The 557-nt window shown below is 58.2% G+C and carries 1 protein-coding gene; it reads left to right on the forward strand.

What is annotated here, in order from left to right; translation table 11 throughout:
- On the forward strand, positions 1-465 hold a 465-nt coding region (locus EOB36_RS33995), incomplete at its 5' end, for an amino acid ABC transporter permease (protein WP_164897732.1).
- Positions 466-557: the final 92 nt, after the last annotated feature.

The raw sequence follows: 557 nt of genomic DNA on the forward strand, positions 1-557 counted from the left end.
GTGCAGCTATATTGGATTTTCTTCGTGTTGCCGCTGTTTGGTATAACGCTTCCGAACTTCACCGCCGGCTACATATCCGTCGGCCTCAATATCGGTGCCTATGGCGCCGAGATTGTGCGCGGCGCCATTGAGTCAGTTCCGCGCGGACAGTGGGAGGCGGGAACCGCGCTGTCGATGCCGCAGGGCGTGAGGATGCGCAGGATCATATTGCCGCAAGCGCTGGCGATCATGCTTCCGCCTTGGGGTAATCTCCTGATCGAGCTTCTCAAGGGAACCGCCCTGGTGTCCCTCATCTCGGTCGCCGATCTCATGTTCCAGACACGCCAGATCAACGCCTCGACCTATCTGTCGGCGCAGGCGTTTGGAACAGCTTTGATTATCTACTACATCCTTGCCAGGTTCCTCATAACCCCGATGATGCGCTGGGCGGAACGCTTGGTTGCCCGGAGGCTTGGAAGGGCATGACATTCAACTGGCGCTGGGACTTTACGTGGGAGATCCTGCCACAGTTGTTGTGGGCTACCCTCAACACGTTGATTGCGGCCGGGGTCGGGTAT

It is taken from the genome of Mesorhizobium sp. M6A.T.Cr.TU.017.01.1.1 (genome assembly GCF_004023115.1).
GTDB classification, from domain to species: Bacteria; Pseudomonadota; Alphaproteobacteria; order Rhizobiales; family Rhizobiaceae; genus Mesorhizobium; species Mesorhizobium mediterraneum.